The organism is Prevotella sp. Rep29 (genome assembly GCF_019551475.1).
Classification (GTDB): domain Bacteria; phylum Bacteroidota; class Bacteroidia; order Bacteroidales; family Bacteroidaceae; genus Prevotella.
Map to the genome: position 1 here is coordinate 328,629 of NZ_CP047159.1, position 25,844 is coordinate 354,472.

Below are 25,844 nucleotides of genomic sequence, written 5' to 3' on the forward strand. Positions count from 1 at the left end.
TGTGTAACATGAACGATTTTAGGAAATACGCAACAAAACATCTCGGTATCAACGGAATGGTACTGGATGACGTGATGAGAGTACAAAGTAATTATCTGAACCCCTATATTCTGGAGGAACGCCAGCTGAACGTGACGCAGCTCGACGTGTTCTCCCGTCTGATGATGGACCGTGTGATATTCCTCGGGACGGAAATCAACGACTATACGGCAAACACCCTGCAGGCACAGTTGCTCTATCTGGATTCCGTAGATTCAGGGAAAGATATCAATATCTATATCAATTCGCCGGGTGGAAGCGTGACGGCAGGACTGGGAATTTACGATACGATGCAGTTCATTTCTTCCGACGTATCGACTATCTGCACCGGTATGGCGGCATCGATGGCTGCCGTGTTGCTCGTGGCTGGAACGGAAGGGAAGCGTCAGGCATTGCCCCACAGCCGTGTGATGATACACCAGCCACTCGGCGGCGTGCAGGGACAGGCATCAGATATAGAGATTGAGGCAAGAGAGATTCAGAAATACAAGAAAGAACTTTATAACATCATAGCCGAACATTCTCATACGCCTTTCGAGAAAGTGTGGCAAGACAGCGACCGTAACTATTGGATGACTGCTGAGGAGGCACGGGAGTATGGAATGATCGACGCAGTGTTAAACCGAAAGAAATAGTCCATGGCTAAGAAATCTTGCAATTTTTGTGGGAGGGAAGAGACCGAAGTGAAACTGCTCATCACGGGACTTCACGGATTTATCTGTGAGGAATGTGCCGAGCAGGCATATCAAATCGTGCGCTCGTCGGGCATCCTGGACGGCGAAGAATCGCAGAAGGATGAGCGTTTTAAGCCGAAGAAAGTTCCCAAACCGCATGAGATAAAGAATTATCTCGACCAGTATGTCATAGGTCAGGATGAGGCAAAACGCTTCCTTTCGGTGGCTGTTTACAATCACTATAAGCGGTTGCAGCAGCCAAAGGACGATAAAGACGGCGTGGAAATCGAAAAGAGCAACATTATCATGGTCGGTTCGACCGGAACGGGAAAGACGTTGTTGGCGCGGACCATCGCCAAACTTCTCGAAGTGCCCTTCACGATTGTTGATGCAACGGTCTTCACTGAGGCAGGATATGTGGGCGAAGATGTGGAAAGCATCTTGAGCCGTTTGCTTCAAGTGGCTGATTTCAACGTTTCGGCAGCCGAACGCGGCATCGTCTTTATCGACGAGATAGACAAAATTGCGCGCAAGAGCGACAATCCGAGCATCACCCGTGACGTGAGCGGAGAAGGCGTTCAGCAAGGACTTCTGAAGTTGCTTGAGGGTACGATGGTCAATGTGCCGCCGCAAGGTGGGCGCAAGCATCCCGACCAGGAGTATATCCATGTGGATACACGGAATATTCTGTTTATCTGCGGCGGTGCCTTCGACGGCATCGAGCGGAAGATAGCCCAGCGTCTGAATACACAGGTCGTCGGCTTCAATTCCGTGCAGAGCGTGCGTAAGATAGACAAGGAAGACTTGATGAAATACGTGCTCCCGCAAGACCTCAAGTCGTTTGGGCTCATCCCGGAAATCATCGGACGCTTGCCGGTGCTGACCTATCTGAACCCGCTTGACAGAAAGGCGTTGAGGCGTATCTTGGAAGAGCCGAAGAACTCTATCATCAAACAATACACGAAACTCTTCGAGATGGACGGTATCAAGCTCTCGTTCAAAGAAGAAGTGTTCGACTTTATAGTGGACAAAGCGGTGGAATATAAGCTCGGTGCGCGTGGTCTGCGCTCAATCGTGGAGACCATCATGATGGATGCCATGTTCGACGTCCCGTCGAAACGGGTGAAGACCTTCACCGTCACACTTGATTATGCGCAGAGTCAGCTTGACAAATCGCGGTTGAAAGAACAGACAGCATGACGAAATAACCCCTTGAATTATGGCAAAAGTAGAAAACCTGAATCAACAACTGAAGCGCTATTTCGGCTTTGATAAGTTCAAAGGCGACCAGGAAGCAATCGTCCGTAACCTGTTAGCAGGCAACGACACCTTTGTGCTCATGCCTACGGGCGGCGGCAAGTCGCTCTGCTATCAACTCCCGTCGCTGCTGATGGACGGGACGGCAATTGTCATATCACCCCTGATTGCGCTGATGAAGAATCAGGTGGACGTCATCAACGGCATGAGTGAGGAAGAGGGGGTCGCTCATTATATCAATTCGTCGCTGAGCAAAGTGGCTATTGACCAAGTGAAAGCCGACATTCTTGCACACAAGACGAAGCTGCTGTACGTGGCGCCAGAGTCGCTGAACAAGGATGAGAATGTGGAATTCCTGAAATCGGTGAAAATCTCTTTCTACGCCATCGACGAGGCGCACTGCATATCGGAGTGGGGACACGATTTCCGACCGGAATACCGGAACATCCGACCGACTATCCAGCGTATCGGCACCGCACCGATTATAGCGCTGACAGCTACTGCCACCGACAAGGTGCGGACAGACATCAAGAAGAGCCTGGGCATCGTGGATGCAAAGGAATTCAAGAGCTCTTTCAACCGCCCGAACCTGTATTATGAAATCCGCCAGAAAACAAAAGGGATAGACAAGCAGATTATCCGTTTCATCAAGCAGAACGCAGGCAAGAGCGGCATCGTCTATTGCCTGTCGAGGAAAAAGGTGGAGGAACTCTCGGAAGTGCTGTGCGCCAACGAAATCAAGGCGGCACCCTATCATGCGGGACTCGATTCCGCCACGCGCTCGCAGACACAGGACAACTTCCTGACGGAGGAGATAGATGTCATCGTGGCAACCATCGCCTTCGGTATGGGAATTGACAAGCCCGACGTGCGTTTCGTCATTCACTACGATATTCCCAAGAGTCTGGAAGGATACTACCAGGAGACAGGACGTGCCGGACGAGATGGGGGAGAGGGAAAGTGTATCACCTTCTATACCTATAAAGACCTGCAGAAACTTGAGAAGTTCATGGAAGGGAAGCCCGTCTCCGAGCAGGATATCGGGCGACAGCTTCTGCAAGAGACGGCAGCATACGCCGAGTCGTCCGTCTGCCGAAGAAAAATGCTGCTCCATTATTTCGGGGAAACTTACGACCAGGAGAACTGCGGCAACTGCGACAATTGTCTGCATCCGAAAGAGAAAATCGAGGCAAAGGACGCCCTGCTTATTGTGCTGAAAGTCATTGCGGCAGTTAAGGAGAACTTCCGCGCAGACTATATCATTGACTTTGTGACAGGGCGGGAAGATAACGAGGATATCATTTCGCACAAGCACCATGAGCTTGATGAGTTCGGCTCGGGAGAAGACATGGACGAAAGTCTGTGGAACCCCGTCATCCGACAGGCACTCATCACCGGATACATCAAAAAAGACGTGGAGAATTATGGCTTGCTGAAGCTGACGGCAGCAGGCAAGCGGTTCATGAAAAATCCAGAGTCGTTCATGATTGTGAAAGATACGGAATTCAATGCCGACGATGATGATGACGATGAAATGGAAGGCGGAGGCTCGGTGCTCGACCCCGCACTGCTGTCTATGCTAAGGGACTTGCGCAAGGAAATTGCACGGAAGAAGGAAATTCCTCCCTACGTGATATTCCAAGACATATCGCTTGAACAGATGGCAACCATCTATCCCATCACGCTGGAAGAACTTCAGACCATACAGGGCGTGAGCGAGGGAAAGGCAAAACGCTATGGAAAAGAATTTTGCGAGCTGATTAAGAAACATTGTGAGGAAAACGAAATCGAGCGCAAGGGAGTGATGCGTGTGCGCACCGTGGCAAAGAAATCCATCATCAAGGTGAACATCATCAAGGGCATTGACCGCCAGATAGCCTTGGACGACATAGCCACCGCTCAAGGCATCGAGTTCGAAGACCTGCTGACGGAGATAGAAGCCATCGTGTATAGTGGCACGAAACTCAACATCGACTACTTCCTGGAAGAGGTGATGGACGACGACCACATCGATGAAATCTATGACTACTTCTCAAACAGCGAGAGCGACAACCTCGAAGATGCCCTCGCAGAGCTGGGAGAAGACGAATATAGCGAGGACGAAGTGCGGCTGGTACGCATCAAGTTCATTTCGGAGATGGCAAACTGATAGTCCTGTATATTTATTCATGACAGGAGGTTTTGTTGATTGGTTTGTAATCAATTGAAAATCAGTTGCTTGGAATATGCTTTCCAAAAGTTCCCCTTTTAGCTTGCAAAAGGGGAACTTTTAGGAGCTAAAAGTGCCACTTTTAGAACGCAAAAGTGCCACTTTTGGAAAACGAAAGTTCTACCCCTGTATTTATATGCAAAACTTTGCATATTCATTCACTTTTCGATGGCAATTTCTCCTATACGTTTTCTAAATAAGGAAGTGCTTCCGTGCCTGCCGGTCGATGGCATTGTCGTTTGCATTGTCGCCGCTTCGAGCGTTAAATCGTATTAATAAAGGGATAAAATGCCCGATGAATAGGCTTATTCTTAATTTTTATTGTTATCTTTGCACGCAATAAATTAAAAAACGAGCGTAAAATTATGTCTTCATTTGTTGCAGATAAAATCGTGATGGACGGTCTGACCTTTGACGATGTCCTGTTGATTCCGGCTTATTCGGAAGTACTCCCGCGTACGGTAGAGTTGAAAACGCGTTTCTCTCGAAACATAGAGTTGAACATCCCCTTTGTTACGGCGGCAATGGACACCGTGACCGAATCGGCGATGGCGATTGCCATTGCGCGTGAAGGTGGAATCGGTGTGATACACAAGAATATGTCAATCAACGAACAGGCGCGCCAGGTGGCTATCGTGAAACGTGCGGAAAACGGAATGATATACGACCCCGTGACCATCCGTCAGGGATGCACGGTGGGCGAAGCGCTCAACATGATGGCGGAATACCACATCGGTGGCATCCCTGTGGTCGATGACGAGCGGCACCTGGTAGGCATCGTTACCAACCGTGACCTTCGTTTCGAACATCGTCTGGACCGGAAAATCGATGAGGTGATGACCAGCGAAAACCTCGTGACGACACACCTGCAGACCGATTTGGCTGCCGCTGCGCAGATACTGAAGGAAAACAAGATAGAGAAGCTGCCGGTGGTGGACAAGGAGAATCGCCTGGTCGGACTTATCACTTATAAAGATATCACGAAAGCGAAAGACAAACCGATGGCATGCAAAGACGAAAAAGGACGTCTGCGGGTAGCTGCCGGCGTGGGCGTGACAGACGATACGCTCGACCGGATGCAGGCACTTGTTGCCGCAGGCGCAGACGCCATCGTTATTGATACCGCACACGGACACTCCAGGTCGGTGATAGAAAAACTGTCAGAAGCAAAAGCAGCCTTCCCGCAGGTGGATATCGTGGTGGGAAACGTAGCGACGGGCGAAGCGGCAAAGACACTCGTGGAACATGGTGCCGATGCCGTGAAAGTGGGTATCGGACCGGGCAGCATCTGCACCACACGCGTGGTGGCAGGTGTCGGCGTTCCCCAGTTGAGTGCCGTCTATGACGTCTATACGGCACTGAAAGGCACGGGTGTCCCATTGATTGCCGACGGTGGTCTGCGCTATTCTGGCGATATCGTGAAAGCCATTGCAGCCGGTGGTTCCTGCGTGATGATTGGTTCGCTCGTTGCCGGTACGGAAGAGAGCCCCGGCGACACCATCATTTTCAATGGGCGCAAGTTCAAGAGCTATCGCGGAATGGGTTCGTTGGAAGCGATGGAAAACGGTTCGAAAGACCGCTATTTCCAGGCAGGCACAAGCGAAGTGAAAAAGCTGGTGCCGGAAGGCATTGCCGGTCGGGTGCCCTACAAGGGAACGGTTCAGGAGGTCATCTATCAACTGGCTGGCGGTCTGCGCTCGGGAATGGGCTATTGTGGAGCAAACAGCATTGAACGTCTGCATGATGCCAAGTTCACGCGCATTACCAATGCCGGCGTGATGGAAAGCCATCCGCACGATATTCAGATAACGAGCGAGGCACCCAACTACAGCCGCCCGGAATAAGAATGAAGAAATCAGAAGAATGAAAAAATATATGAAAACGAAATTGTTGATTGTATTGCTGGCTTTGGCTGGTGCAGTACAGGCGCAGGACGACCCGACGGTGATGCTCATCAACGGGCAGCCCGTGAGCCGTTCGGAATTTGAGTATTCTTATAACAAAAACAATTCAGAAGGAGTAATCGACAAGAAGAATGTCAACGAATACGTCGATTTGTTTGTCAATTACAAATTGAAGGTGGCAGCAGCACTTGATGCCGGATTGGACACCATGACCACCTTCCGTGATGAGTTCCGCTCTTATCGCGACCAACAGGTTCGTCCGACGCTGATTACCGAAGAGGATGTAGAGCGCGAAGCACGCTCCATCTATGAAGAAGCCAAGCAGCGCGTGGATGCGGGTGGAGGACTTATCAATGCCGCCCACATCCTGATAGCAATGAATCAGAAGGCATCGCAGCAGGATATGGATGCCGCCAAATTGCGTGCCGACTCCGTTTATAACGCCTTGAAGAAAGGTGCCGATTTCGCAGAACTGGCAAAGAAACTGTCCGACGACAAGGGAAGTGGCGCCAAGGGCGGAGCACTCGGATGGTTGCAGCGAGGTGTGACGGTGAAAGAGTTTGAGGAGGCGGCATACGCATTGAAGGTGGGAGAGCTGTCACAGCCCGTGCAGTCGCCATTCGGCTACCACATTATCAAGATGCTTGGCAAACAGATGTTCTTCCCTTACGACTCTGTGCGCCATGACATCCTGAGTTTCATCGAATCACGAAATCTGCGTGAAAAAATCATTAATGACAAACTGAACATGATGGCGGCAGCCAAAGGGAATGGAGCCACTCCGCAGACTATTGTCGACGAGAAGGTGCAGGAGATGGAAAAGACAGACCCGGAATTGAAATACCTGATTCGTGAATACCACGACGGACTGCTGTGCTATGAGATTACCAACCGCCACGTATGGGAGAAGGCATCGAAAGACCAGAGCGGATTGGCAAACTATTTCCAGAAAAACAAGAAGAAGTATAAGTGGGAAAGCCCGCGCTATAAAGGTATAGCCTACCATGTGAAAGACGCGAAAGACGTGAAGGCTGTTAAAAACTGTGTGAAGAATCAGCCGTTCGATAAGTGGGCAGACCGTCTTCGCGAAACGTTCAACAACGACTCCGTCATCCGCATCCGTGTGGAAAAAGGAATCTTCAAGGAAGGAGACAGCAAACTGGTTGACCGCGAAGTCTTCAAGAAGGACGTTACCGTCACGCCAGTAGAAGGTTATCCGATAGATGCCGTGTTCGGCAAGAAGCTCAAAGCCCCTGAAACCTACGAGGATGTTCGCGGGCTGGTGGTAGCCGACTATCAGGAGGAACTGGAGAAAAAATGGGTAGAAGAATTGCGCAGGAAATATCCCGTCGTGATATATGAAGAGGTATTGAAGACCGTCAATAAGCATTAAGTATTATGAGAAAACTTTTTTCTATCATAGGAACTGTTGTCCTGCTCGCATCATTCGCAAGTCCGGCAGTCAGTTCTTTTAAAGAGAACAACTCTTTTGTGGCATCTTCCGACACCATCATCACATCGGAAGAAGGTGCGCCGAATGTCATCGACGAGGTGATATGGGTCGTTGGAGACGAACCGATTCTGAAATCGGACGTGGAAGTGATGCGCATTCAAGGTGAGGCTGAAGGGTATAAATGGAAGGGAAATCCCGATTGTGCCATACCCGAGCAGATTGCCGTTCAGAAATTGTTCCTGCATCAAGCAGGTCTGGACAGTATTGAAGTGACCGAGTCGGAGGTGACACAGGAGGTGGAGGACCGTATCAACTGGATGATTCAGCAGACGGGAAGCCGTGAGAAACTGGAGGAATATCGTGGCATGTCTCTGACGCAGATACGTCAGGAGATGCGTGACGACCTCAGGAATCAGATTCTCGTTCAACGAATGCGACAGGAGTTGGTGAAAGATGTGTCAGTCACCCCTGCAGATGTGAGACGCTATTTTCAAGATCTCCCGCAGGACAGTCTGCCGTTTGTCCCGACAACGGTCGAACTGCAGATTATCACCCGCCAGCCAAGAGTTGAGGAAGAGGAGGTGAATCGCATCAAGAACCAATTGCGCGAATATACCGAGCGTGTGAATAATGGCGAGACCACATTCGCCACTTTGGCACGACTCTATTCAGAAGACGGTTCTGCACGCGCAGGAGGAGAACTGGGATACACACCGCGCGCGGCACTTGACCCTGCTTTTGCCAGTGTGGCTTTCGGACTGACCGACCCTAAGAAAATATCGAAAATCGTGGAAACAGAGTTTGGGTATCACATCATCCAGCTTGTTGACAAGAGCGGTGACCGCATCAATGTGCGGCATATCCTGCTCAAACCGCGCATCTCCAGCGAAGCCGTCAAGGCAGCCAGTGAGAGGCTCGATTCCCTGGCGCAAGATATCCGTGATAAGAAGTTTACGTTCGACGATGCGACCTACGTGTCCGACGATAAAGATACGCGTATGAATCGCGGATTGATGGCATTCTATAACAGGGAAACAGGAGAACGCACATCCCGATTCCGCATGCAGGATCTTCCGACAGAAATAGCACGGGAAGTGGAAAAGTTGCAGGTCGGTGAAATCTCTGCACCGTTCCAGATGGTCAACGATAAAGGAAAGAATGTTTGTGCGATTATCAAGTTGAAAGCAAGAACGGAGAGCCATCGCGCCACCATCGCAGAAGATTTTCAGATTTTGAAAGGCATAGTGCTGAACAAACGTCGTGATCAGGTTATTCACGATTGGGTGGTAAACAAAATCAAGAACACCTATGTTCGCATGAACGAACGTTATCGTGATTGCGACTTTGAATACGAGGGATGGGTTAAATGACAAAAACGAAGAGAATACGTTCCTTTTACGGGCATAAAACTTTCTTGATGACGGTTTTATGCCTGTTTGGGCTCTGCCTGTTGTCGCAACCGGCATCGGCGCAACGGCGCGGTAAGGGAAAGGCACAGGAGCAACGCGTATATCTCGACCATGCCGATGAGTTGTATTATGACGAGTTTGCCCGTCCGGGAGTGCAAATCGCAAAAGGAAGGGTGCAATTCCATCACAACGGCGCCCGTCTGTTTTGCGACAGTGCCTACTTCCAGCAGGAGAGTAATACGTTCGATGCTTTCGGGCATGTTCGCCTCCTGCAAGGCGACACGCTGTCGCTGACGAGCAACTATGCCTATTATGACGGCAACGAGGAGATGGTGAGGGCACGGCGCAACGTGGTGCTCCGACACAGGAAATCCGTGCTCTATACCGACAGCCTCGACTATGACCGGGCATACAACTTCGGCTATTTCTTCGAAGGAGGAAAGATTGTTGACGGCAACAACAATATCGTCAGCGACTGGGGAGAGTATAACACGGAAACACGTGAGGCGATATTTTATTATAATGTGGTGCTGAAAAGTCCTAAGTACACCATCAATACCGACACACTGCACTATGATACACGCAAGAGCATGGCGCACGTCATGGGACCTTCAACCATTCTTTCCGATGGCAATACCATTCATACTTCACAGGGTTTTTATGACACGAAGCAAGACCGGACAGAGCTTTTCGGGCGTTCAACGATAGAAAACAAACAAAAGTCCATCACTGCCGACACATTATATAATAATAGTAAGACAGGCATCAGCGAAGGGTTCGGGAATGTGATTTATATCGACAAGGAAAACAAGAATGAACTTCATGCCGGATATGGATATTACAACGAAAAAGAGGGGACGGGAGTTGCTGCAAGGCGCCCCGTAGCCATAGACTATTCACAGGGCGACACGCTATGGGTACATGCCGATTCGATTCGCATGAAGACATTCCACATTGATACAGATTCAGCATACAGGGAAGTCTATGGCTACTATAAAGTTCGGGCATATAGGAAGGATGTGCAGGGAGTATGCGATTCGTTGGTCATCAATTCGAAAGACTCCTGCATGACGATGTATCGAGACCCGATAGCATGGTATGGCGAACGGCAGTTGCTCGGTGAGGTAATAAAGGTTTATTCCCAAGATTCCACCATCCGTTTCGCACATGTCATCGGACAAGCCTCTTCGATTGAGAAAATGGAGGACAACGAGCATTACAACCAAGTCGCCTCGAAAGATATGAAAGCATACTTCACAGATGGGAAGATACGGATGAGTGAGGCGATAGGTAATGTGCAGACCGTTTATTATCCGATAGATGAGAAAGACAGTTCGATTGTGGTACTGAACTATTTGGAAGGTGACACGATGCGGATGTTCTTCGATGAAACACGGAGGCTGCAAAGGATATGGGTGAGCAAACCCAAGGCGACTGCCTATCCACTCACGCAAGCACCGCCAGAAAAGCATTGGCTGCCAAACTTCACATGGTTCGATTATATCCGTCCACTTGACAAAGATGATATTTTCATTTGGCGTGGAAAGGAAAAGGGGACAGAGATTAAGGCACAGAAACGGCGGGTGGCACCGTTGCAGCAGATAGGGGTGTCTGCAGGAAAAGTGGATGCATCCCAGACTGAAGGAGGTGGCACGCCATGAGTCTGTTCCGACAACGTCGTCCGCGCCCGTTCCGTCAAGATTATATTTATGGTGAAGAGCGGAAGCTGCGTATAGCCGAAATGGAAAGGCAGATTCGGGGAGAGACCGACACAGAGGAAGCGTTCCGCCCTGAAAATTTGCGTGGAACGTATGTACAGGCTACTCGCCACCTTCGCCGTAAAAAGGAGAATGACAGCAAATGGCTCGCGGTAGGAACTACTGCAAAGGTCATTGCCATTGTTGTGTTGATATTGATATGGATGTATTTGTTGTGATGATTGAATGTTGACGAAAAGATGAGCGATATTATACAACTTCTTCCCGATTCGGTAGCCAATCAGATTGCTGCCGGAGAAGTGATACAGCGACCGGCTTCTGTCATAAAAGAGTTGGTCGAGAATGCCATTGATGCCGATGCGAAGACAATCCACGTCTTGGTGGTTGATGCCGGACGCACATCCATACAAGTGATAGACGATGGAATCGGTATGTCAGAAACTGATGCCCGCCTGGCTTTTGAGCGTCATGCAACCTCGAAAATCCGTCAGGCAGATGATTTGTTCAATCTCCATACGATGGGATTCCGGGGAGAGGCGTTGGCTTCCATTGCTGCCGTTGCTCAAGTGGAACTGACAACACGTCCTCGGGGGGCAGAAGTCGGAGTGCGTTTGTCCGTTTCCGGCTCAAAATTCATGGGACAAGAAACGGTGTCGTGTCCCGAAGGAAGCAACTTCAAGGTGGAGAATCTTTTTTATAATGTTCCTGCCCGTAGAAAGTTTCTGAAATCAAACACAACCGAACTCAATCAGATTCTTTCGGCTTTTGAACGGATTGTGCTGGTCTATCCGAATATACACTTTACTTTCCACAGCAACGGGGCGGAAGTTTTCAACCTGCGTGCCTGTGCACTGCGCCAACGCATCGTGGACGTATTCGGCAAGCGGATCAGTCAGGAGTTGTTGCCTTTGGATGTCAATACATCCGTCTGTCAGGTGAGCGGCTTTGTCGGTAAACCGGAATCAGCTCGCAAACGCGGGGCACATCAGTATTTCTTCGTGAATGACCGCTACATGAAACATCCGTATTTCCATAAAGCGGTAATCAATGTGTATGAGCGGTTGGTGCCTACGGGAGAGCAAGTTCCGTATTTCATCTATTTCAAAGTGCCTCCTCAAGATATTGATGTAAATATTCATCCCGTGAAGACGGAAATCAAGTTTGAGAACGAACAGATGATATGGCAGATACTGACGGCAGCAGTGAAAGATGCTATCGGAAGGTTTGTGGAGATACCCGCTATAGATTTCGATACCAAAGATCGTCCGGATATTCCTGTGTTTGATTCAAAAGCTTCCCCGAACCCCATGCCGAAAGTGGAGTATAATCCGAAGTACAATCCTTTTGATACAGCATCAGGGAAAACGCGGAAGGCAGCTCCCGAACAATGGGAGCAACTCTACGAAGGGCTTGTGGGAAATGAGACGGAACAGTCGCTTTTCGGACAACAGCCTGTAGGCATGGAAGAGGATGTCATCGAAGAGAAATCGCCTATACATTATCAATATAAAGGGTGCTATATCATGACGGCGGTGAAGTCGGGCTTGATGATTATCGACCAGCATAGGGCACATGTGCGTGTGTTGTATGAAGAATATTTGCACCGTACAGGTGAACAAGGAAACAATATCCAAAAACTGCTGTTTCCTGAAATGTTGGAATTGACACCTTCAGATGATGTCTTAATGAGCAAGATTCTTCCTGATCTGAATGACATGGGCTTCGAACTGACGCCGCTTGGCGGTGGAAGCTATGCGGTCAATGGAGTTCCGGCAGGACTTGAAGGACTTAACTATGTCAGTTTGCTTGAAAGTATGATAGAGGCAGCAAAGGAAAAACCAGTTGGACTACGGGAAGAGTTGCAGGAAATGCTCGCACTTAATTTAGCCCATCATGCAGCCATCCCATACGGTCAGGTTCTTGGAAATGAGGAAATGGAACAATTGGTGAATCGCCTCTTCGCCTGTTCCAATGTCAATTACGCTCCCGACGGGAAGGTGATTATGACGATTCTCAAACAGGAAGAAATTGAAAAAATGTTGGGATAATTCCGAAAATAACGGATAAAAGGAATTTTTTTTGATGGAAATAGAACAATTTTCATAAAAAAAATAGTTAATATTAAAATTTATTGTTACCTTTGTCCCCGATTTTGATATATCATATTATATTTTGGATTTATTATTATTTAATTTATAAAGTTATGAGAAAATTATTAATCGTACTGGCTTTTGCCGGTGTATCTGTAACTTCTATGGCGCAGGACGTGCCTACAGAAAAGTACAGCGTAGCTACCAACTCATTCTGGAGCAACTGGTTCATTCAGGTTGGCGCAAACTGGAATGCTTGGTATGCAGGTAATGGTGCTGAGCATGGTTCTAACCTTCCGGCAAGCCCTTTCAAGGGTTTCCGTTCTAACCCGGGTGCAGCACTCTCTATTGGTAAGTGGTTTACTCCTGGTATGGGTCTCCGTTTGAAGGTCCAGGGTATTTGGGGTAAGACCGTTCGTGCCGGTTATGAAGAAGGTGTAAACGCCTATGAGGACTATGCAAAAGGTAACAAGTATTGGATTCTTAACGGACATGCTATGTTCAACCTGAGCAACATTTTCTTCGGCTACAATGAGAAGCGTGTGTTCAACCTCATTCCGTTCGTCGGTGGTGGTTTCGGACGTACAATGACTCACAACTTCTATGCAATGGACCTGAGCGCTGGTTTGCAGGCACAGTTCCGCATCAAGAAGCACTTTGCAATTCATGCAGAGTTGGGTTGGAACCGTCTTGAGACTGACATCGATGGTGGTTACGACTACTATGGAAACCGTGGATGGGATTCACACACTAACAACCTTTATGCAGAACTTGGTTTGACTTTCAACCTCAACAAGGCTACATGGGACAAAGTGCCCAATGTTGACGCCCTCAACGCTGACTGGCAGAACCGTCTCGATGCTCTGAACTCTCAGCTCCGCGATGCTAATGCAGACAACGACCGTCTGCGCAAGATGCTTGCTGACAAGCCAGCTGCAGAGCCTGCTAAGACTGTGAAAGAGTTCGTTTCTACTCCGATTTCTGTATTCTTCGTTCTGAATAAGACAGATTATCTGCAGCCGAAAGACCTCGTTGACTTGAAGACTGTTGCTGACTACGCTATTGAGCACAACCGCAAGGTTCGCGTATTCGGTTATGCTGACAGCGCTACCGGTTCTGCTGAGCGCAACAAGTGGCTGGGTGAGCACCGTGCAGAGAAGGTTGCTAACGAACTCGTGAAGATGGGTGTTCCTCGCAACAATATCATCGAAGAGCCTCAGGGTGGTGTGAGCCTCCTCACTCCGAACTACGAGCGTTCTTACGACCGTCGCGTTTTGGTTCAGGTTGTTGAATAATACCTGTTATCATACCAATCAAAAGCGCTTCCCTTCCGGGAGGCGCTTTTTTGTTGGCGCTTTTTAAGCGTGAGTCCGGTATAATAATCACATGAGTCCGGTATAAGCATCGCATGAATCCGACGACATCCCTCATGCCGTTCCCCTCATTCCACTCGTTGAGCAGCTTGCTGCTTCTGTATATTTATACGAGGGCGATGTGGTTGGGGTTCGTTTTGTAAACTGTTGATTTTCTGGGTGTTAAATACTGCTTTCCAAAAGTTGAACTTTTGGCTTGCAAAAGTGGCACTTTTAGGCGATGAAAGTTCAACTTTTAGCGTGCAAAAGTTCAACTTTTGGAAAGTGAAAGTTCAACTGCATATTTATACGTCCTTTTCGGTATGTTTATGCAGGGTGTTTTTTTGTGTCATTTTTATTGAATTCCCGTTTTTCGTAGTGCTGAAATGAAGGCGTAAAAAAAGCGACGGAATCTTTATTCCATCGCTTGGGCGTTTTCTTTAGAGATGTTGTTTGTGGAATCTAACTTCTGAAACCGATAATCTTTCTGACTTCTCTCAGCGTAGCCAGTGCACTTTCCCGTGCCCGCTCTGCTCCCTCGCGTGCTATGCGGTCCAACAGATCGGTGTTTGAAGTGTATTCCGTGATTCGTTCGCGGATGGGAGCCACCGTCTTGCAGATGTCCTCAGCTATCTGTTTTTTCAGGTCTCCGTAGCGCAAGGTGCAGTCGTTCCATTTCTCGTCGAAGAATTTGAACGTCTCTTCCGTAGAGCAGATGCGCAGGAACGTGAACAGGTTTTCAATCACTTCGGGGCGCGGACTGTTCGGCGTTTGCGGTCCCATGTCAGTGACTGCCCGCATCACTTTCTTCGAAATCGTTTTATCATCGTCATGCAGATAGATGCAGTTGCCTTCGCTCTTACCCATTTTTCCGCTGCCGTCAAGTCCGGGAACTTTCACCGCTTTCTCGCTGAAATAGAAGTTCTGGGGTTCGGGGAAGAACTCCACGCCGTAGATGTGGTTGAAGCGCCGTGCACACTTGCGTGCCATTTCCATGTTCTGTTCTTGGTCTTTTCCCACAGGCACTTTCTTGGCGCGGTGCTGCAGAATGTCGGCAGCCATCAGGGTGGGGTAGGTAAAAAGTCCGGCATTCACATTGTCCGGTTGCTGGCGAGCCTTTTCCTTAAAGGTCGTCACGCGTCCCAGTTCGCCGATATATGTGTTCATATTTAAGAACAGATACAGCTCGAGTGTTTCTTTCACGTCGCTTTGTACGTATATCGGAGCTTTCTGCGGGTCGATGCCGCAGGCAAGATATTCGGCAAGAATGATGCGTGCACTTTGCTGTATGTCTTCAGGCTTCGGTCGGGTTGTCAGCGAGTGCCAGTCAGCGATGAAAAACATGCAATCATATTCCTCTTGCATTTTGACAAAACTCTTTACTGCCCCGAAATAGTTCCCGAGATGCAGATTCCCGGTCGGACGAATGCCACTAACAACTTTTTCCATATCTTCTGTGATTTTATTTATGTGCTGCAAAGGTAATGAAAATAATTGATAAACGAGGAAACATGCTCTTATTTTGCCTTATTTTGAGCTAATTCATTTGCTGTTTTGATTGTTTTTTTGCGAAAAGAGAGAAAAAACATCAAAAAAATTTGGTGGTTTCAGAATAAAGTCATATCTTTGCAACCGCTTTCGTGAATGAACGAAGGGCGCTTAGCTCAGTTGGTTTAGAGCATCTGCCTTACAAGCAGAGGGTCGGGGGTTCGACTCCCTCAGCGCCCACAAAGACAATCCTGCAGCCCAAAAGGTTGCAGGATTTTTGTTTTTATTCTCGGAAAATAGAAATAAATTTCCTGTTCTTTTTCTCCTTTTTTAAACTTTTTGTACCTTTGCATCTATATCTGTCTTGGATTTGTGATGTTTATGGTTTTTAAATGTAAAGAATCTTATATTAAATGATAGGAATAAGATGATAAAGGTAATAAGTCTTTTTTCTGGTTGTGGAGGTCTTGATCTTGGCTTTGAGAAAGCAGGATTCAATATTCTTGTTGCTAATGAATATGACCCTACCATATATGAAACATTTAGAATCAATCATCCCAAAACAGAATTAATAGAAGGTGATATTCGTAAGATTTCAGAAGATAATTTCCCACAAGGTATTGATGGCATAATTGGTGGTCCACCATGTCAGTCTTGGAGTGAGGCAGGTGCACTTCGTGGTATAGAAGACCAGCGAGGGCAGTTGTTCTATGATTACATTAGAATTCTAAGAAAAACACAACCCAAATTTTTCTTGGCGGAAAATGTCAGTGGAATGCTTGCGAATAGACACTCTTTGGCGGTAAAAAACATTCTTTCTTTGTTTGATGATTGTGGATATGACGTTACGCTAACCTTGGTAAATGCAAAAGACTATGGGGTGGCTCAAGAAAGAAAAAGAGTCTTTTATATAGGTTTCAGAAAGGATTTAAAGGTAAACTTTAAATTTCCCGAAGGCTCCACTAAGGATGATAATAAGAAAATAACTTTACGTGATATTATTTGGGACCTACAGTTTACAGCAGTACCTGCAGGTGAAAGGAATACTCACAATCCTGATGCCATTAACAATAACGAATATTTCACAGGGGCATATTCTCCTATCTTTATGAGTCGCAATCGTGTAAAATCATGGGATGAGCAGGCGTTTACTGTTCAGGCATCAGGTCGTCAATGTCAATTGCATCCGCAAGCACCAAAGATGGTAAAGATTGACAAAAATGATTGCAGATTTGTAGCAGGAAAAGAGAGACTGTATCGTAGAATGACGATAAGGGAAGTAGCAAGGGTACAAGGTTTCCCAGACGACTTTAAGTTTATATATCATAATACAAACGATGCCTATAAGATGATTGGGAATGCAGTTCCTGTAAATCTGGCATACGAAATAGCTAAACAAATCAAATCATATTTGCAGTCATGAGTAATCGCAGCAATGATCAAGGTAGAGCGTATGAGTATATAACTCTGATAGAGTTGTTCGAACAAATCAGTTCTATACGTCCTGCCAAAATTGTAGAAAATAGTAGTCTGGCAGCAGCAAAATCTTCATGGGAGGGTATGAGTGACATTATGAAGAACTTGTTACTGACAAGTGCAAAATCATTTGTTCCTACCATTTTCGAGTTGGAGCCACTAATACTTGAAAATGACAATGACATAGTTAGCTTACTGATACAAAAGGATGTTGAAGGTGAAAATGGCGACGTTAGAGATATACTGATAATAAGAAGTGGCATTCAATGGGAGATAGGGCTAAGTATGAAGCATAATCATTTTGCTGTAAAACACAGCCGATTATCTTCAAGCATTGATTTTGGCTCTAAATGGTATGGATATCCTTGTTCGCAAAACTATTGGAGTGTAGTCACCCCAATCTTTGATTATTTAAAGCAAGAAAAAAAATTAGGTAGAAAATGGTCAGAATTGCCTGATAAGGCAGGCGATGTCTACATACCGTTATTGAAAGCCTTTATGATGGAAATCAAGGAGTCATATCTGCAGTATAGAGATATCCCCATGAAAATGGTCGAGTATTTATTGGGAGAGTATGACTTTTACAAAATAATAAGTATTGACAGAGCAAAGGTCACTCAGATAAATGCTTTCAACTTACATGGAACGCTAAATAGTGATGCCAAGAAAGTAAAAGCAAGTATCAAGATAGAAAGGACGCTTTTGCCAACTCGTATAGTATACTTTGACTTCAAACCAGATAGTAATAACACTTTGGAATTGTATTTAGACAATGGATGGCAGTTTAGTTTCAGAATTCATAATGCTTCGACAAAGGTGGAAAACAGCCTTAAATTTGACATACAAATCATAGGAATGCCTGCAACGATAATAACTATTGATTGTAAATGGAAGTAGTCTCTTTGTTTGCTGGGTGCGGTGGGTTGGATCTCGGATTTAGAAGAGCAGGATTCAATGTAATATGGGCAAATGAATATGATAAAACGATTCATGAAACCTATCGTCGCAATCATCCGCAAACAATTTTGAATACATCTGATATCCGCATATTACATGAAGATAGTATTCCGGATTGTGACGGGATAATCGGTGGACCTCCTTGCCAGTCATGGAGTCTTGGCGGAAAAAGCCTCGGACTAAATGATGAACGTGGACAATTGGTATATGATTATATTCGCATTGTAAAAGCAAAACGACCAAAATTCTTCATTATGGAAAATGTGGCAGGAATGATTTCACCTAGACATATTAATGCCTTTCAAAGTTTCCTGCAGTTATTCCGAGATGCAGGATACAAGGTAAAATATGAGTTGTTAAATGCTGCCGACTTCCGCATACCGCAAGATCGTCTTAGGGTATTTGTCATAGGGATACGCAAAGATATTAGTCGTGAATACTTTTTCCCAAAAGTCAGGCGACATAAGCGAATAGTTTTGCGTCAGGCTATTGGGGATTTACAATCAGCACCTCGACCTTACTGTTTGGAAAATGTTGTTCAAAAAGAGGAAATCATCTCAAATCACGATTACTATGTGGGCGAATTTGATGAAAAATTCATGGCAAGAAATCGTGTGAGGTCTTGGGATGAAGTTTCGTATACGATACAAGCGCAAGCAAAAAATGAACCATTGCATCCGCAGGCACCAAAGATGCAATACATAACAGAGAATAAAAGATGTTTTGTCGCTGGTCATGAAAGCCAATATAGACGTCTGAGTGTTCGTGAGTGCGCAAGAATTCAGACATTCCCTGATTGGTTTTATTTCATATATAGCGATATCAGAGATGGATACAAAATGGTGGGAAATGCTGTGCCTCCTCGATTGGCACATTCTTTAGCTTTGTCTATAAAAGATTTTTTTATTGCAGAATACGCAAAAAATGTTTAGGTGTATAGCCTATAATCAGAGACTATACACCTATTCTTTTCATTTCCCCTTCGCCATATCGAGTACCATGCGACCGACCCAGATGCCGTGTTTACCGTTTTGGTCAACGGGAATGTCTTTGCCGTCGAGGTCTTTGGCGTAGCGGAGTGTTTCCATATAGGTGTGGCTGTGTCCGCCCAGCACGAGGTCGATGTTGCGTGAGCCGGCAATCATGATTTGGTCGTTCATGCCTGGGCTGTCCCATCCGAGGTGGGAGATGCAGATGACGAGGTCGCATTTCTTCTTTTTCTTCAGGAATGTAGCCATCTCGTTTGCTACTTCTACTAGGTCAAGATATTTCACTCCTGCACATTTGTCGCCTGCCACGAGACCGTCCATTTCCGGGTCGAGTGCGAACACGCCGATTTTGATTCCGTTGCGTTTGATGATGGTGTGTCGCTTGACTGTCCCTTCGACGACGGTTCCCGTGAAGTCGTAGTTGGAGCAGAGAATCGGGAATTTGGCTTTTCGGAAGATGCGTGCCATGTTGTCCAGTCCGAAATCGAACTCATGGTTGCCGATGGTCGAGGCGTCGTAGCCCATCCGGTTCATGAGTTCTATCTCCACGTCCCCTTTGTAGAGCGTGTAGAAAGGTGAGCCTTGCGAGAAGTCTCCACTGTCGAACAGGAGCAGGTCGGGCTGCTTCTCACGTTCTTGTTTAATCATTGCCAGGCGGCGGAGGAATCCTCCTCGTCCTGCGAGTTTCTTGTCTGCCAGGTTTTCGTTGAGTGGATTGATGCAGCTGTGTGTGTCGTTGGTGTGCAGGATAAGCAGTTGCTTGTTCTGTGCTGTGGCTGCAGCTGTCACGAGCAGGCAGATGATGCTGAATATGTATCTTCTCATGGTTTCTTGCTATTGGTTTTGTTATTCTTTGACGATGATGCGTCCTTCTTTTTTTGCCGTAACCGTGATGCCTTGTTTTGCCATCTCCCTGAGATAGTCCATGATGACGAACCGCACGTTGTTTTCCTCTCCTTCTGGTTGGTTGATGTCGGTTGAGCTCTTGAAGGCAGTCATCTTGTCGTTTCCTTGCGCCACGTAGTCGATTGTTGCGATGCGGTAGGTTGCGGCATCATCGATTTCCTTGCCATTCAGTCGAGCGCTTTTCAGTTGTCCGTCCTTCGTGATTTCCAGTTCCACGCCGTGGCTCACGCCTTCTCCTCTCTGCATGGCGATTTGCGAGAATAGTTCTTTCACTTTCGTTCCCGTCAGATTGACGAAACAGATTTTGTTGTCGAAGGGTGCCACTTCCAGCACGTCGCCGATGGTGACATCTCCCTCTGCCAATGCTGCGCGCATACCTCCGATGTTATACACGGCGAAGTCGGGCTTTTCTTGATAGTCCTTTCCAGCCCACATCAGGATGTCGGTGAGCAAGTTCGAGAGCGGACTTTCCGGTCTGTCGGCTTCCAGATAGCATCCTACGCGTCCCACGACGGGGTTCATCATGCTGTCCACCTGTGCTTGGTAGGGGTGTATCCATGCCTTTGCTGCCATGTCGGGCTGTGCGTCGTAGGTCTTGTCTATCAAGATTCGCGTCCGTTCGATGTGCTGCAGATGATAGGGCGAGCGGCAAGCGCTGCCCCACACCAGTACGGACAGCAGTGCACAAATAAGATATGTTTTCTTCATGTCTTTAATTGTTTATTTGAATGATTCGGTTGCGGTATCTCTCCAACAGTTCGCGTGCGATGGCGATACCGTCGCCGACAGGCTCGGTCTCGAATTTGCCGATGCAGTCTTTCCACCAGCGGTATTCAAATTCGGTAACGTCTTTCTCGTATGCTTTCTGATGGTCTTCATCGAATTTCTCTCCAGCCAGTACGGCGCGGTTGACTGCGTTGAAGAACATGCGCCAGCGTTCTGCGTAGAACGAGCGTGTCAGTCCTCCCCATGTGCGGTTGGCGTAGTCGTTCAGCAGTTTGGCTTTCTCTCCCCATGTGGTGAGGATGTTGCGTGCGTTTTGTTCGAAATAGCGTTTTTCTTGTTCTCCAACACCTTTCTCCCGTGCGTCGGCAATCCATTTTCCCAAGAGGAATGCCCGTTGCGTACTGATGAGGCGGTCCACGTCGCTGATGAGTCCGGTGAGCAATTCCTCTCTCTCTTTCATGGCAGCGAAGTCGGCTGCTTCCACGTCTTTCTGCCATTCTTTATAGACGTCCATGAAATAGTTGCTGAGCAGTTGTCGTGTCAGGTTGACGCAGTCGAAGCTGAATGCCTGTCGGGTGCTGTTCACTTTGAGCATCAGTTCGGTTGCTTCGAGCAGTTCGCTGTTTTTGTAGGGTATGCGCCAGTTGGAGTAGTAGGTGCGGAACTTGCCGAGTGCCGGCCGTATGTTGATGGCTGGGCTTTGTCCCGGCTTGTCTTGTTCGATGTAAATCTTGTTGAAAAGCATTTTCCATGCCGTCCGTGCATTCTCGTCGGCAAAGCCTACGTGCTCGTCGGCGATGTGTTCCGCCCATTTGTTGATGTCTTTGTGCGTAGCGATGTCCCATGCTTTTTCAAAGACAAACTCATACATGAACGGGTTGCAGTCGAATCCCTCGAGTGTGGAGCCGATACCGCGGAAGTTCTTTCCTCCGTTGATGAACGTGTTTTCGATGCGTTTATTGATTTCTCCGATGTTGCCGGCGAGCATCGTGTTGCCGCCGAAGTTGCCGAGGTAGCACCAGATGTAGGGCACGCCGTAGTATCTGTCGGTCTGTTGCCAGATTTCCTTCCGCTCGCAGTAGTAGTCGAGCAGCAGCTGTTGCTTGGCGGGGTAGGAGGTGATGTATGCCTTGATGCGGTCGTTCGTCCAGTATTTCCGTTCGTTCCAGAAGAGCCAGGTCATCTGCAGCCACACCGCGTCTTTGTCAGCAGCGCGCAGTGTTTCGTACACCTGCCTGCCCACACGCTTCAGGTAGGGCGGGTCATAGCTCGGCGGAGCAATTTCGTTGAACAGGTCGATGCCGTAGATATGGTCTGTTCCGTAGGTCTTTTTCTGCATGTCGATGAACATCTTCTGCACCTTCTTGAAGAGCGGGTCCATCGGGTCGAGGAAACTGGGTGAGTATTCCGGGCTGAATCCTGCCCACGGTTCGACGCGCGTAATCTTCGCATCGGGATAGACCGTCTTGATTTCCTTGGGCACGTGTCCCGAGAAAGCGGGCAGCACGGGGCGCATGTTCAGTTCCCGTTCGCGCGCCACAATCTTCTTCTGCAGCGCCTCCTGGTCGTTCAGCCACGACATCGGCAGGTTGCCCATCCAGTAATCGATGTTGATCATCCGGTGCCAAGGCAGGTGTGCCGGACCCGTGAAATAGTTGCGCACCGTCTCGTCGCTCAGTCCCAACTGTGTCCACACCTTATACCAAATGCTCTCCTGACCCGTGATGGCGAGCGGCAGGTTGATGCCGTTGAGCGCCATCCAGTCGATGAAATGTTCCCATTCCTTCCAGTTCCACCACGGCATCGTGTAGCCGAAAGTGCAGTAGTTCAGGAAGAAACGCTCCTTCACCCGTGCACGGATTGTGAGCGGCTTGTCGATGACAGGCAGCGTGGCAGGCATCTCGAACTTGTCTTCCACATACCACGAGACGGTCGTGTTGCAATAGTATTTCAAGTAATAGTTCAGACCGACAGCCATACTGTTGGCAGAATTGCCGCCGACGATGAGCTTGCCGTTTTCCGTCGAGAGCGTGAAGAAGTCGCCGTTCTTCCCCTGCGGGGCAAGTTTTTTACCTTCTATCTGTGCTGAATATGCGGGCAGAATGCGCCCAACAAGGTTCTTGAATGCCGTCACGTCGTCGGCAAAGATGCTGCACGCGCTCAGCAGGAGCAGCGATGCGAGCAATGATTTTCGAATAGTTTGGTTCATAATAATATATAATGTGTTAGTTCTTCTTCCCATCGGTGGCGACTGAAATCCGAAAACCGCCGCCGAAAATCTTCTGTCGTACAAAACTACGAAAAAAAAACGAAACACCCAAACAAAACTTTTCCTTTCTTTCAAATCAAGACTTTCCCATTCCCGCGAGCCCCCTCCATTCTCCCCGTGCAGCCCCCTCGTTCCTCGACCGTTACCCCTTCATTCCCCGACTGTTGCCTCTTCGTTCTTCGACTATTGAACTTTCGTTGACCAAACTCGTACGAGTTTCTATACCAATCTCGTACGACTTTGGTCACCAATCTCGTACGAAGTTCCATACCAATCTCGTACGAGTTTGCTCAACAACTTCGTACGAGTTTGGTCAATGAAAGTTCAACACCCGATTAACAAAGGGGCTGCGCCGCACTTACCTCCGTGCCACTTCCGAGTGACGGGATGGACGCTTCCGGGACTGGAATTCTCATGAAATGCGCATTGCTCCGTCGTTGCCATTTCCCTGAGTGTTGGCAAAGAAGGTGCAGGGAGAGGGCGGGTGGCGGTGCGTTCAGTCGTCAGAGCGGGATGAGAGTTGTCTCAGCATAAATGAATTTATTTTGTTCTGCGCTCGGTTTTTTAAGAAATTTCTCACATTCGAAAAAGGAAAAATATTCCTTTTTACTCATTTAATCGAAATTTTCATTATCTTTGCTCGCAAATTCGATTTTTATAGAACTACTTATGGCACAAGAAGACAATTTTAAGAAGATAGTAAGTCACTGCAAGGAATACGGATTTGTCTTCCCGAGCAGCGATATTTATGATGGTTTGGCAGCAGTGTATGACTATGGTCAGAACGGTGTGGAACTGAAAAATAATATCAAGGAATATTGGTGGAAATCAATGGTGTTGCTCAATGAGAATATTGTGGGCATCGATTCTGCCATCTTCATGCACCCCACCATTTGGAAGGCGAGCGGGCATGTGGATGCCTTCAACGATCCGCTGATTGACAACCGCGATTCAAAGAAGCGCTATCGTGCCGACGTGCTCATCGAGGAGCAGCTCGCCAAGTATGACGAGAAGATGCAAAAAGAGGTGGACAAGGCTCGCAAGCGTTTTGGTGACCAGTTCGACGAAGCGATGTTCCGTCAGACGAATCCGCGCGTGTTGGAATATAAGCAGAAGCAAGATGCGCTGCATGAGCGTTTTGCACAGGCTATGCAGCAGCCGGACTTGCAGGAACTCAAGCAGATTATCCTCGACGAGGGTATCGTGGATCCTATCAGCGGTACGAAGAACTGGACGGACGTGAGGCAGTTCAACCTGATGTTCTCAACGGAAATCGGGGCAGCGGCAGAGGCTGCAAGCAAGATTTATCTCCGCCCGGAGACTGCTCAGGGCATATTCGTCAACTATCTGAATGTGCAGAAGACGGGGCGCATGAAACTGCCTTTCGGTATCGCCCAGATAGGAAAAGCCTTCCGTAACGAAATCGTCGCGCGGCAGTTTATCTTCCGTATGCGTGAGTTTGAGCAGATGGAAATGCAGTTTTTCGTGCAGCCGGGAACGGAATTGGAATGGTTCGCCCATTGGAAGGAAACGCGCATGAAGTGGCACCAAGCGCTCGGATTCGGAGCGGAAAACTACCGTTTCCACGACCACGAGAAACTGGCGCATTATGCCAACGCAGCAGCCGACATAGAGTTCCGTATGCCGTTTGGCTTTAAAGAGGTGGAGGGAATCCATTCACGGACCAATTTCGACCTCTCGCAACACGAGAAATTCTCGGGCAAGTCTATTAAATATTTCGACCCGCAGACCAACGAAAGCTATGTTCCCTACGTCATTGAGACATCAATCGGCGTTGACCGGATGTTCCTCTCGATTATCTGCCATGCCTATCGTGAGGAGCAGTTGGAAAATGGCGAGACCCGCGTCCTGCTGCAGTTGCCTCCAGCCCTCGCACCCGTCAAGCTGGCAGTGCTGCCGCTTGTCAAGAAAGACGGGCTGCCGGAAAAGGCACGGGAGATTATCAGTCAGCTGCGCTTCCAAGTCAACTGCCAGTATGATGAGAAAGACACGATAGGCAAGCGCTATCGCCGTCAGGATGCCATCGGAACGCCCTACTGCATCACGGTCGATTACGACACGCTCAAAGACGAGAGTGTGACGCTGCGCAATCGCGACACGATGGAACAGACACGTGTGCCCATTGCTCAGCTGCAGGAGATTATACAAGAGAAAACAAGTATTACAAATCTACTCAAACAACTTTGATAAACCATGAAAGAAATCAAATTGTCTGCCATCGTTCAATCCGCTTGCGCTGTTTCTTTTAAGGAAATGGTCAGGTGGGGAGGGAGATGTTGTCTGGTTCTTCTCGTCGCACTTGCACTTCAGGCATGTAGCGACGACGAGGAAGACACCCCGAGCTGGAAGGAAACCAATGCAAACTATTTCAACGAACTGTATTCTTCTGCTCGCCAGCGTATTAGCAGTGGCGACACGCAGTGGAAGGTCATCAAGTCATACGCAAAAGACCAAAGTTCACAGGGAATTCCCAGCGACTATATCGTCGTGCATGTCATCGAAGAGGGTAGTGGAACGAATGTGCCGCTGACTACGGACACTGTGCGCGTGGATTACCAGGGGCGCTTGATTCCCACCGCGACGAATACTGAAGGCGAGGTGTTCGACCAGTCATGGTCGGGCGAATACGACCTCATCACCAATATGCCTGCTAAGTTTGCCGTCAACGCTGTGGTGGACGGATTCGCCACGGCGCTGCAGAAAATGCACGTCGGCGACCGATGGATGGTGTATATACCACAGGAACTGGGCTATAGGGGCGAGAATAACACGTCAATTCCCGCCTATTCGACCCTCGTGTTCGACATCACCCTGCGAGCCATCTACAAGCCGGGAACGCCCGTTCCCGCATGGAAATAGGATGACATAGCGGAAAACAACAGAATACTAACCGAAATAAAAGAAAAG

19 protein-coding genes and 1 tRNA gene are annotated in these 25,844 nt (G+C 48.1%); 16 read left to right on the forward strand and 4 right to left on the reverse strand.

The features are described from left to right. Positions 1–8: 8 nt before the first annotated feature. The 10 genes from clpP to GRF55_RS01460 all read left to right on the forward strand — a co-directional run bounded on the left by clpP (position 9) and on the right by GRF55_RS01460 (position 14,048). A complete protein-coding gene (gene clpP, locus GRF55_RS01415) occupies positions 9–674 on the forward strand; it encodes an ATP-dependent Clp endopeptidase proteolytic subunit ClpP (protein ID WP_220368791.1) in 666 nt (221 codons plus the stop codon). Positions 675–677: 3 nt separating this feature from the next. After that, the gene (clpX, locus tag GRF55_RS01420; protein ID WP_220368792.1) at positions 678–1,913 is read left to right on the forward strand and encodes an ATP-dependent Clp protease ATP-binding subunit ClpX; all 1,236 of its coding nucleotides are present in this window, start codon (positions 678–680) and stop codon (positions 1,911–1,913) included. Positions 1,914–1,932: 19 nt separating this feature from the next. Beyond that, positions 1,933–4,119 carry a DNA helicase RecQ gene (gene recQ / locus GRF55_RS01425; protein ID WP_220368793.1) on the forward strand — a complete coding sequence of 729 codons (2,187 nt, stop codon included), beginning with the start codon at positions 1,933–1,935 and terminating at the stop codon, positions 4,117–4,119. 425 nt (positions 4,120–4,544) lie between these two features. Next, positions 4,545–6,023: an IMP dehydrogenase gene (guaB, locus tag GRF55_RS01430; RefSeq protein WP_220368794.1), complete on the forward strand. Its 1,479-nt coding sequence runs from the start codon at positions 4,545–4,547 to the stop codon at positions 6,021–6,023. A gap of 31 nt (positions 6,024–6,054) precedes the next feature. Next, positions 6,055–7,476 carry a peptidylprolyl isomerase gene (locus GRF55_RS01435; protein ID WP_220368795.1) on the forward strand — a complete coding sequence of 474 codons (1,422 nt, stop codon included), beginning with the start codon at positions 6,055–6,057 and terminating at the stop codon, positions 7,474–7,476. Between the two features lie 5 nt (positions 7,477–7,481). Beyond that, positions 7,482–8,906 carry a peptidylprolyl isomerase gene (locus GRF55_RS01440; protein WP_220368796.1) on the forward strand — a complete coding sequence of 475 codons (1,425 nt, stop codon included), beginning with the start codon at positions 7,482–7,484 and terminating at the stop codon, positions 8,904–8,906. 47 nt (positions 8,907–8,953) lie between these two features. Next, on the forward strand, positions 8,954–10,606 hold the full coding sequence (locus GRF55_RS01445) for an OstA-like protein (protein WP_255563811.1): 1,653 nt from the start codon (positions 8,954–8,956) through the stop codon (positions 10,604–10,606). Beyond that, positions 10,603–10,881: a hypothetical protein gene (locus tag GRF55_RS01450; protein WP_220368798.1), complete on the forward strand. Its 279-nt coding sequence runs from the start codon at positions 10,603–10,605 to the stop codon at positions 10,879–10,881. Before GRF55_RS01445 ends, GRF55_RS01450 begins: the two co-directional genes overlap by 4 nt. A gap of 21 nt (positions 10,882–10,902) precedes the next feature. Beyond that, positions 10,903–12,711, forward strand: coding sequence for a DNA mismatch repair endonuclease MutL (gene mutL, locus GRF55_RS01455; protein WP_220368799.1), 1,809 nt, complete (start codon positions 10,903–10,905; stop codon positions 12,709–12,711). A gap of 155 nt (positions 12,712–12,866) precedes the next feature. Then, the gene (locus GRF55_RS01460) at positions 12,867–14,048 is read left to right on the forward strand and encodes an OmpA family protein (RefSeq protein ID WP_220368800.1); all 1,182 of its coding nucleotides are present in this window, start codon (positions 12,867–12,869) and stop codon (positions 14,046–14,048) included. A gap of 519 nt (positions 14,049–14,567) precedes the next feature. Here GRF55_RS01460 and trpS read toward each other — a convergent pair. After that, positions 14,568–15,554, reverse strand: a complete 987-nt coding sequence (trpS, locus tag GRF55_RS01465) for a tryptophan--tRNA ligase (RefSeq protein WP_220368801.1) — start codon at positions 15,552–15,554, stop codon at positions 14,568–14,570. 204 nt (positions 15,555–15,758) lie between these two features. On the opposite strand from trpS, the gene GRF55_RS01470 reads away from it, so the two are divergent. The 4 genes from GRF55_RS01470 (at position 15,759) to GRF55_RS01485 (ending at position 18,958) form a co-directional block, all read left to right on the forward strand. After that, positions 15,759–15,833: transfer RNA gene (locus GRF55_RS01470), tRNA-Val, on the forward strand. Between the two features lie 190 nt (positions 15,834–16,023). Further along, entirely contained in the window at positions 16,024–17,016 is a 993-nt protein-coding gene (locus GRF55_RS01475) for a DNA cytosine methyltransferase (protein WP_220369581.1), read from the forward strand. After that, entirely contained in the window at positions 17,013–17,966 is a 954-nt protein-coding gene (locus GRF55_RS01480; protein WP_220368802.1) for a HaeIII family restriction endonuclease, read from the forward strand. Before GRF55_RS01475 ends, GRF55_RS01480 begins: the two co-directional genes overlap by 4 nt. Next, complete coding sequence (locus tag GRF55_RS01485) at positions 17,957–18,958, forward strand: DNA cytosine methyltransferase (RefSeq protein WP_220368803.1); 1,002 nt, start codon at positions 17,957–17,959, stop codon at positions 18,956–18,958. Before GRF55_RS01480 ends, GRF55_RS01485 begins: the two co-directional genes overlap by 10 nt. 39 nt (positions 18,959–18,997) lie before the next feature. On the opposite strand, the gene GRF55_RS01490 is transcribed toward GRF55_RS01485, so the two are convergent. The 3 genes from GRF55_RS01490 to GRF55_RS01500 are packed head-to-tail and all read right to left on the reverse strand — an operon-like array spanning position 18,998 to position 22,856. Continuing rightward, complete coding sequence (locus tag GRF55_RS01490) at positions 18,998–19,840, reverse strand: bifunctional UDP-sugar hydrolase/5'-nucleotidase (protein WP_220368804.1); 843 nt, start codon at positions 19,838–19,840, stop codon at positions 18,998–19,000. Between the two features lie 21 nt (positions 19,841–19,861). Further along, positions 19,862–20,629, reverse strand: a complete 768-nt coding sequence (locus tag GRF55_RS01495; RefSeq protein WP_220368805.1) for a 5'-nucleotidase C-terminal domain-containing protein — start codon at positions 20,627–20,629, stop codon at positions 19,862–19,864. A gap of 4 nt (positions 20,630–20,633) precedes the next feature. Further along, positions 20,634–22,856 carry an alpha-N-acetylglucosaminidase gene (locus tag GRF55_RS01500; protein WP_220368806.1) on the reverse strand — a complete coding sequence of 741 codons (2,223 nt, stop codon included), beginning with the start codon at positions 22,854–22,856 and terminating at the stop codon, positions 20,634–20,636. A 729-nt stretch (positions 22,857–23,585) separates the two neighbouring features. Here GRF55_RS01500 and GRF55_RS01505 point away from each other — a divergent pair. Both GRF55_RS01505 and GRF55_RS01510 read left to right on the forward strand, forming a co-directional pair. Continuing rightward, entirely contained in the window at positions 23,586–25,124 is a 1,539-nt protein-coding gene (locus tag GRF55_RS01505; RefSeq protein WP_220368807.1) for a glycine--tRNA ligase, read from the forward strand. A 6-nt stretch (positions 25,125–25,130) separates the two neighbouring features. Next, positions 25,131–25,796 (forward strand): FKBP-type peptidyl-prolyl cis-trans isomerase, encoded by a 666-nt coding sequence (locus GRF55_RS01510; protein WP_255563812.1) that lies wholly within the window; start codon positions 25,131–25,133, stop codon positions 25,794–25,796. Positions 25,797–25,844 lie beyond the last annotated feature (48 nt).

What these genes read in the sequence shown, in the direction of transcription:
- GRF55_RS01510 (WP_255563812.1), top strand. Translation starts at nt 25,131, where the DNA reads ATGAAAGAAATCAAATTGTCTGCCATCGTTCAATCCGCTTGCGCTGTT.
- GRF55_RS01450 (WP_220368798.1), top strand. Translation starts at nt 10,603, where the DNA reads ATGAGTCTGTTCCGACAACGTCGTCCGCGCCCGTTCCGTCAAGATTAT.
- GRF55_RS01500 (WP_220368806.1), bottom strand. Translation starts at nt 22,856, where the DNA reads ATGAACCAAACTATTCGAAAATCATTGCTCGCATCGCTGCTCCTGCTG.
- GRF55_RS01490 (WP_220368804.1), bottom strand. Translation starts at nt 19,840, where the DNA reads ATGAGAAGATACATATTCAGCATCATCTGCCTGCTCGTGACAGCTGCA.
- clpX (WP_220368792.1), top strand. Translation starts at nt 678, where the DNA reads ATGGCTAAGAAATCTTGCAATTTTTGTGGGAGGGAAGAGACCGAAGTG.
- GRF55_RS01460 (WP_220368800.1), top strand. Translation starts at nt 12,867, where the DNA reads ATGAGAAAATTATTAATCGTACTGGCTTTTGCCGGTGTATCTGTAACT.
- GRF55_RS01435 (WP_220368795.1), top strand. Translation starts at nt 6,055, where the DNA reads ATGAAAACGAAATTGTTGATTGTATTGCTGGCTTTGGCTGGTGCAGTA.
- GRF55_RS01505 (WP_220368807.1), top strand. Translation starts at nt 23,586, where the DNA reads ATGGCACAAGAAGACAATTTTAAGAAGATAGTAAGTCACTGCAAGGAA.
- clpP (WP_220368791.1), top strand. Translation starts at nt 9, where the DNA reads ATGAACGATTTTAGGAAATACGCAACAAAACATCTCGGTATCAACGGA.
- GRF55_RS01440 (WP_220368796.1), top strand. Translation starts at nt 7,482, where the DNA reads ATGAGAAAACTTTTTTCTATCATAGGAACTGTTGTCCTGCTCGCATCA.
- trpS (WP_220368801.1), bottom strand. Translation starts at nt 15,554, where the DNA reads ATGGAAAAAGTTGTTAGTGGCATTCGTCCGACCGGGAATCTGCATCTC.
- GRF55_RS01495 (WP_220368805.1), bottom strand. Translation starts at nt 20,629, where the DNA reads ATGAAGAAAACATATCTTATTTGTGCACTGCTGTCCGTACTGGTGTGG.
- GRF55_RS01485 (WP_220368803.1), top strand. Translation starts at nt 17,957, where the DNA reads ATGGAAGTAGTCTCTTTGTTTGCTGGGTGCGGTGGGTTGGATCTCGGA.
- guaB (WP_220368794.1), top strand. Translation starts at nt 4,545, where the DNA reads ATGTCTTCATTTGTTGCAGATAAAATCGTGATGGACGGTCTGACCTTT.
- mutL (WP_220368799.1), top strand. Translation starts at nt 10,903, where the DNA reads ATGAGCGATATTATACAACTTCTTCCCGATTCGGTAGCCAATCAGATT.
- recQ (WP_220368793.1), top strand. Translation starts at nt 1,933, where the DNA reads ATGGCAAAAGTAGAAAACCTGAATCAACAACTGAAGCGCTATTTCGGC.
- GRF55_RS01445 (WP_255563811.1), top strand. Translation starts at nt 8,954, where the DNA reads ATGACGGTTTTATGCCTGTTTGGGCTCTGCCTGTTGTCGCAACCGGCA.
- GRF55_RS01480 (WP_220368802.1), top strand. Translation starts at nt 17,013, where the DNA reads ATGAGTAATCGCAGCAATGATCAAGGTAGAGCGTATGAGTATATAACT.